We start from the raw sequence: 7229 nt of genomic DNA on the forward strand, positions 1-7229 counted from the left end.
CGCCGACTTCCGCTCGTACCTCGACGCGCAGGACCGCGTCGACGCCGCGTACGCCGACCAGGACGCGTGGGTGCGCTCGGCGATCCTGAACGTCGCCCGCAGTGGGTACTTCTCGTCCGACCGGGCCATGCGCGACTACCTCGACCGCATCTGGCACGCCAAACCGGTGAGCTGACGCGGCCCGCGGATGCCGCGACCCGGGCGCTCGCCCGAGGCCGCGGCATCCGTCGTTCCAGCGGTGGGACGCGTGGAGGGTGCGGGACGCGGGGCGGTGGCGGGTGCGGCGGGTGCACAACGCAGGAGATCCGGATGCCGCGCGCCACGCGCCCCGCGGAACCGTGCGGTCGTCGTCGCGTTCGGCGCCCGGATCTCCTGCGTCCTGCCCGCGCGCTGGCGGAAAGGCTGCGAAGGGTGGCCGCCGCGCGTCTGGTCGACGAGCGCGGGTTCCGCGAGAGTGGGGGTCCACCCGATCCCGGAGGCCCCGTGCGCATCAGCGACTTCCCCGCGCCCGACACGCTCGCCGCCCGTGGCGCCCTCGCGCTGGCTCAGCAGTACCAGTCGCCCGCGATCACGGCGCACGTGCTGCGGTCGTGGCTGTGGGCCGAGGCGTTCGCGGTGGTCGACGGCATCCGGGGCATCGACCACGAGTTGCTGTACGTCGCGGCGGTGCTGCACGACATCGGAACGGTGACGGAGTTCGACAACCACACGATCTCGTACGAGCACGCCGGCGGTCACGTCGGCGTCGCGCTGACCGCGGGCGCGGGGTGGGCGCAGCCCCGACGCGAACGCGTGCTCGAGGTCGTGGTGCGGCACAACTGGCCGGGCGTGGATCCGATAGAGGATGCCGAGGGGTACCTGCTCGAGATCGCGACGGGCCTCGACATCTCGGGGTCCCGCCCCGACGCGCTGCCCGAGGACTTCCGCCGCGAGGTGCTCGCCGCCCACCCGCGCGGCGCTCTCGCCGAGGAGTTCGGCGCGTGCGTGCGCGATCAGGCCGCCCGCAAGCCCGACACCGCCGCGCGGCGCCTGGTCGACGGGGGAGTAGTGGCCAAGCTCGCCGCGAATCCGCTCGAGCGTCTCTAAGGGCGGTGGAGCCGGATCGACACAGCGCAGGAGATCCGGCGTCCGAGGCCTTTGGTTCTCGTGCGATGCGCCATTCCGCCCGGATCCTCCTGCGTCGTGTCGCCGTGCGCGAGGGGCCCGACGTTCCACGAGTCGCGGGAAGGGTGGCATCCCGGGTATCGTAGGAGGGTTGTCGGCGCCGGTCGCGCCGACGAAAGCTGAACAACGGAGGGCCTTGTGGACATCGATCTCGCACTTCTGAAGACGATCGAACGCGAGAAGGAGATCCCCTTCGACGAACTCGCGCGGATCATCGAGCAGGCGATCCTGACCGCTTACGCCAAGCACATCTCGTCCGAGGGTGAGATTCCCGCCGGAGCCCGCGCGTCGCTCGACCGCAAGACCGGTCACGTGGGCATCTTCACGCCCGTGACCGACGACGAGGGCGCCGTGATCGGCGAAGAGGAGCAGGCCCCCGACGACTTCGGCCGCATCGCCGCGTTCGCCGCGAAGCAGGTCATCAGCCAGCGTCTGCGCGACATCGCCGACGACGCGGTGCTGGGGGAGTTCAAGGGCCGAGAGGGCGACATCGTCGCCGGCGTGGTCCAGCAGGGGCCGAACCCCCGCATGGTGCACGTCGACCTCGGTACCGTCGAGGCGATCCTGCCGCCCGAGGAGCAGGTCCCCGGCGAGACGTACCCGCACGGCTCGCGTCTGCGCGTCTACGTGACGAGCGTCTCGAAGGGCAACAAGGGGCCGCAGATCACCGTCTCGCGCACCCACCCCGGACTCGTCCGCAAGCTCTTCGCGCTCGAGGTGCCCGAGATCGCCGCCGGCCTGGTCGAGATCGTCTCGCTGGCGCGCGAGGCGGGCCACCGTTCCAAGATCGCGGTCAAGGCCAACGATCCCACGGTCAACGCCAAGGGTGCCTGCATCGGCGAGCTCGGCCGTCGCGTCCGCGCCGTCACAGAAGAGCTCGCGGGCGAGAAGATCGACATCATCGACTACGACGCCGAGCTGCCCCGTTTTGTGGCGAACGCCCTGTCGCCGGCCAAGGTGACCTCGTCGTTCGTGCTCGACGCCTCGACGAAGGCCGTGCGCGCGCTCGTACCCGACTACCAGCTATCGCTCGCGATCGGCAAAGAGGGGCAGAACGCCCGCCTCGCCGCCAAGCTGACCGGCGCGAAGATCGACATCCAGCCCGACAGCATCCTCGAAGACAACTGAGCGTCCGTCTTCCGGGTAGGCGCGAGGTGTAAGATGTTTCCCGTACGAACGTGCGTCGGATGCCGCGCACGCGCCCCCCGATCCTCGCTTCTGCGTGTGATCGCCGACGGATCGGTCCTCGTCCCCGACGAGAGAGCGGTGCTGCCGGGGCGGGGAGCGTGGGTGCACGAGACGGACGCGTGCGTGAGGAAAGCTCTCGCGCGTCGCGCCTTCGTACGAGCATTGCGTGTGTCAGGCCCGCTTGACACGCAGACCTTCGAATCACACCTCCAGCGAAAAGGCTGAACGGCTATGGACACGAAGTGAACGGCTCGAAATGAGACCCGTCCGCAACTAACGGTCTGCCCTGTCCGGGGTAGGCCCTCAGACAGGAGAATTGTGGCAAAACCACGCGTGCACGAGATCGCTTCCGAGCTCGGCGTCGACAGCAAGGTCGCGCTTGCGAAGCTGAAGGAGCTCGGCGAGTTCGTCAAGAGCCCTTCGTCCACCATCGAACCCCCGGTGGCCCGTAAGCTCCGCGCCGCCCTGGCGGCCGAAGGCTCGTCGGGATCCTCGGATGCCAAGCCCGCCGCCCCCGCGGCGCGCCCCGGCGCCGGCGCCCGTCCGGGCCCCGCACGACCCGCGGCGACCCCGGGAGCCCGCCCTTCGGGCCCGACCCCCGGCCCCGCGAAGCCCGCCGCTCCGGCCGCTCCGGCAGCCGCGCCCGCCCCCGCGGCATCCGCCCCCGCGGCGCCCGCCGCCCAGGCGGCTCCCGCGGCGTCGAACCCCGCACCCGCAGCTCCCGCCAAGCCGGGTGCCAAGCCCGCCGCGCCGTCGGCGACCCCCGCGGCCGGCGGTGGCGCGCCCAAGCCCGGCCCCAGCGCGCCCCCGCGCCCGGGTGGAGCGCGACCCGGCAACAACCCCTTCGCGTCGTCGCAGGGCATGGGCCAGCGTCCCGCCGGCCCCCGCCCGGGCAACAACCCCTTCGCCTCAGCGCAGGGCATGGGTCAGCGCCCGACCCCCGGCAACATCCCGCGTCCCCAGGCCCCGCGCCCGGGTGCCCCGCGCCCCGGGGCCCCGCGTCCCGGCGGTGCCGGTCGTCCCGGCGGCGGCGGTCGTCCCGGCGCCCCGTTCCAGCAGCGTCCCGGCGGCCCCGGTCGTCCCGGCGGTGCCGGAGGCGGCTTCCAGCGCCCCGGTGGCGGCGCTCCGGCCGGTGGTTTCGCCGGTCGTCCCGGCGGCGGCGGTGGCCGTGGCCGTGGTCCCGGCGGTGGTACCGCGGGAGCCTTCGGTAAGGGCGGCGGCAAGTCCAAGCAGCGTAAGTCGCGTCGGGCGAAGCGGCAGGAATTCGAGATGCGGTCGGCGCCGGTCGTCGGCGGCGTCAACGTCTCGAAGGGCAACGGCGAGATCATCCGTCTGCGTCGCGGTGCCTCCATCGCCGACTTCGCGGACAAGCTCGAGGCGCTGCGCGGCTACACCGTGCAGCCCGGCACGCTCGTGACAATCCTGTTCAACCTGGGCGAGATGGCCACCGCGACCGAGTCGCTCGACGAGGCCACCTTCGAGGTGCTCGGCGAGGAGCTCGGCTACAAGATCCAGATGGTCTCGCCCGAGGACGAGGACAAGGAGCTCCTCGAGGGCTTCGGTCTCGACCTCGACGCCGAGCTCGAAGCCGAGAGCGAGGACGATCTCGAGATCCGTCCTCCCGTGGTCACCGTCATGGGCCACGTCGACCACGGTAAGACGCGACTGCTCGACGCCATCCGCCAGACAAACGTGGTCGCGGGCGAGGCCGGCGGCATCACGCAGCACATCGGTGCGTACCAGATCTGGACCGAGCACGAGGGCATCGAGCGCGCGATCACCTTCATCGACACCCCGGGTCACGAGGCGTTTACCGCCATGCGTGCCCGCGGTGCGCAGGTGACCGACATCGCGATCCTCGTGGTCGCGGCCGACGACGGCATCATGCCCCAGACGGTCGAGGCGCTGAACCACGCCCAGGCGGCGAACGTGCCGATCGTGGTCGCGGTCAACAAGGTCGACAAGCCCGACGCCAACCCCGCCAAGGTGCGCCAGCAGCTCACCGAGTACGGTCTGGTCGCCGAGGAATACGGTGGAGACGTCATGTTCGTCGACGTCTCGGCGCGACAGAACCTCAACATCCAGGCCCTCCTGGACGCGGTCCTGCTCACAGCCGACGCGGGTCTCGACCTGACGGCCAACCCCAACAAGGCGGCCCGCGGTGTCGCGATCGAGGCGAAGCTCGACAAGGGTCGCGGTTCGGTCGCCACGGTGCTCATCCAGTCCGGAACCCTGCGCGTCGGTGACGCGATCGTCGCCGGAACGGCGTACGGCCGCGTCCGCGCGATGATGGACGAGAACGGCGAAGCCGTCGAAGAGGCCTACCCCTCGCGTCCCGTGCAGGTGCAGGGTCTGAACTCGGTGCCCCGCGCCGGCGACGTCTTCATCGTCACCGAAGAGGACCGCACCGCGCGTCAGATCGCCGAGAAGCGCGAAGCGGCCGAGCGCAACGCCCAGCTGGCCAAGGCCCGCAAGCGCATCTCGCTCGAGGACTTCACCCGTGCGCTCGAAGAGGGCAAGGTCGAGTCGCTCAACCTCATCATCAAGGGCGACGTGTCGGGTGCCGTCGAGGCGCTCGAGGAGTCGCTGCTCAAGATCGAGGTCGACGACAGCGTCCAGCTGCGCATCATCCACCGCGGCGTGGGTGCCATCACCGAGTCGGACATCAACCTGGCCACGATCGACAACGCGATCGTGATCGGCTTCAACGTCCGTCCCGACACGAAGGCCCGCGAGCGCGCCGCCCGCGAGGGCGTCGACGTGCGGTTCTACTCGGTCATCTACAACGCGATCGACGACGTCGAGCAGTCGCTCAAGGGCCTGCTCAAGCCGGAGTTCGAAGAGGTGCAGTCGGGTGTCGCCGAGATCCGCGAGGTGTTCCGCTCCTCGAAGTTCGGCAACATCGCCGGTGTCATCGTGCGGTCGGGAACGATCACGCGCAACGCCAAGGCCCGCGTCATCCGCGACGGTGTCGTGCTGGCCGACGGCCTGGCCATCGAGTCGCTGCGCCGCTTCAAGGACGACGTCACCGAGGTCCGCACGGACTTCGAGTGCGGTATCGGCCTGGGCAAGTTCAACGACATCCAGATCGGCGACGAGATCGAGACCACCGAGATGGTCGAGAAGCCGCGAGGCTGATCACACCGAGCGGGGGTCGCGTCTTCGGACGCGGCTCCCGCTTCGTCATCCGCGGCGGTAAGGGAAGAAGGAGAAGGCAGTGGCAGGGGAACGACAGGCCCGCGTGGCGGATCGGATTCGCGTGGTGCTCGCGGAGCGGCTCGAGAAGGGGCTGCGCGACCCGCGGCTCGGGTTCGTCACGATCACCGACGTGCGGGTCACGGGCGACCTCCAGCGCGCCTCGGTGTTCTACACCGTCATGGGCGACGAGGCGCACCGCGCCGACACGGCGGCGGCGCTGAAGTCCGCGACCGGGATGCTCCGCAGCGAGGTCGGCAAGCACCTCAACACGCGACTCACCCCGTCGCTGGAGTTCATCCTGGACGGCATTCCCGAGAACGCCGACCACATCTCAGCGCTGCTGCGCGAGGCGCGCGAACGCGATGAGTCGGTCGCGGGTCTCGCGGCATCGGCCGCCTACGCGGGCGACGCCGACCCGTACGTGAAGCCCCGCGCGGACGAGGATGACGACCTCGACGACGATGAGGACGACGACGAAGACGACGAGGCCGCGCGCATCTGAGCGTGCGGACCGTGAGGCCGGATGCCACCCCCGAGCGGGCGGCATCCGGCCTTCTTCGCGTTCTGGGGGTCTCCCTGGCCGGGGAGGGCGAAACTCCTGAGATTTCGCCCTCGAGGCGGGCGGGTAGGGGTTCGGCGGGGTCGAGGCGCTGGTTTCTCAGGAGTTTCGCACGGGGCCGCCGCGGGGCCGCCGCGGGGCTCGGGCGTGAGCGCGTCGTATCCGCGGGGTGCGGGCCTCGTCGGGGCGGGCGGAACTCCTGAGTTTCTGGGGGCGCGAGGCGCGAGCGGGGGATTCTGCGGGGGCGAGGTGTGGGTTTCTCAGGAGTTTCGCGCGGGGCCGCCTGGCGGGGCTCGGACGGGTGCGGGTCAGGACGCCGGGTGGCCCGGCAGGCGCAACTGCTCGTCGACGGCCTCGGCGAGGCCATCCGCCACGAGGGAGTCGATCGCGCGATCGCGCTGCGCGGCATCCGGCCAGTCGGGCAGCACCGCGAAGAGGGGGACGGCCGCGGGAGCCGCGGCCCGAAGGGTTCTCAGCACGGCACCGCGGGCCTGTCGGTCGCTCCCCTCGTAAGCGGCCTGCTTGCGGCGGCGGTCCTCGGACTCGGGGTATCCCGCCGCTCGCCAGGCGCATTGAGCGGCCAGCGGGCAGGCTTCGCACTTCGGCGCCCTCGCCGTGCAGACGATCGCGCCGAGCTCCATCGCCGCCGCGTTCACGGTCGCCGCTTCGACGAGGTCGGCGGGGAGTTCGGCATCCATCCGCTCCATGTCGCGGCGGTGCGGCGGGCCGGGCTGCGCGCGACCCTCGACCGCGCGGGCGAGCACCCGGCGGGTGTTGGTGTCGACGACGGGATGCCGATCCCCGTACGCGAAGACGGCGACCGCCCGCGCGGTGTAGTCGCCGATGCCCGTCAGCGCGAGCAGCGCGTCGACGTCGCGCGGGACGACACCCTCGTGGCGGTCGCGGATCTCCACCGCCGCGCGGTGCAGCCACAGCGCCCGCCGGGGATACCCCAGATTGGCCCACTGGGTCACCGCGTCGCCCGGGGGAGACGCCGCCAGGTCGGCCGGCGTGGGCCAGCGCGTCAGCCACGCCTCGAGGTGGGGGATGACGCGGGTGACGGGCGTCTGCTGCAGCATGAACTCGCTCACGAGGGTGCCCCACGCCCCGAAGCCCTCCC

At 71.4% G+C, this 7229-nt stretch carries 7 protein-coding genes; 6 read left to right on the forward strand and 1 reads right to left on the reverse strand.

Annotated elements, in window-relative coordinates:
- The 6 genes from QZ433_RS08380 to rbfA all read left to right on the forward strand — a co-directional run.
- The coding region (locus tag QZ433_RS08380; RefSeq protein ID WP_295781878.1) for a glycogen/starch/alpha-glucan phosphorylase at nucleotides 1-175 on the forward strand (175 nt) is incomplete at its 5' end.
- A 308-nt stretch (nucleotides 176-483) separates the two neighbouring features.
- Entirely contained in the window at nucleotides 484-1086 is a 603-nt protein-coding gene (locus QZ433_RS08385) for an HD domain-containing protein (RefSeq protein ID WP_295781881.1), read from the forward strand.
- Between the two features lie 216 nt (nucleotides 1087-1302).
- On the forward strand, nucleotides 1303-2292 hold the full coding sequence (nusA, locus tag QZ433_RS08390) for a transcription termination factor NusA (protein ID WP_295781866.1): 990 nt from the start codon (nucleotides 1303-1305) through the stop codon (nucleotides 2290-2292).
- Between the two features lie 33 nt (nucleotides 2293-2325).
- Nucleotides 2326-2577: a YlxR family protein gene (locus tag QZ433_RS08395; protein ID WP_295781868.1), complete on the forward strand. Its 252-nt coding sequence runs from the start codon at nucleotides 2326-2328 to the stop codon at nucleotides 2575-2577.
- 93 nt (nucleotides 2578-2670) lie between these two features.
- On the forward strand, nucleotides 2671-5490 hold the full coding sequence (infB, locus tag QZ433_RS08400; protein ID WP_295781870.1) for a translation initiation factor IF-2: 2820 nt from the start codon (nucleotides 2671-2673) through the stop codon (nucleotides 5488-5490).
- 79 nt (nucleotides 5491-5569) lie between these two features.
- Nucleotides 5570-6052 (forward strand): 30S ribosome-binding factor RbfA, encoded by a 483-nt coding sequence (gene rbfA / locus QZ433_RS08405; protein ID WP_295781873.1) that lies wholly within the window; start codon nucleotides 5570-5572, stop codon nucleotides 6050-6052.
- A 365-nt stretch (nucleotides 6053-6417) separates the two neighbouring features.
- On the opposite strand, the gene QZ433_RS08410 is transcribed toward rbfA, so the two are convergent.
- The coding region (locus QZ433_RS08410) for an A/G-specific adenine glycosylase (RefSeq protein ID WP_295781875.1) at nucleotides 6418-7229 on the reverse strand (812 nt) is incomplete at its 5' end.

Source organism: uncultured Microbacterium sp. (genome assembly GCF_913776565.1).
GTDB lineage: Bacteria > Actinomycetota > Actinomycetes > Actinomycetales > Microbacteriaceae > Microbacterium.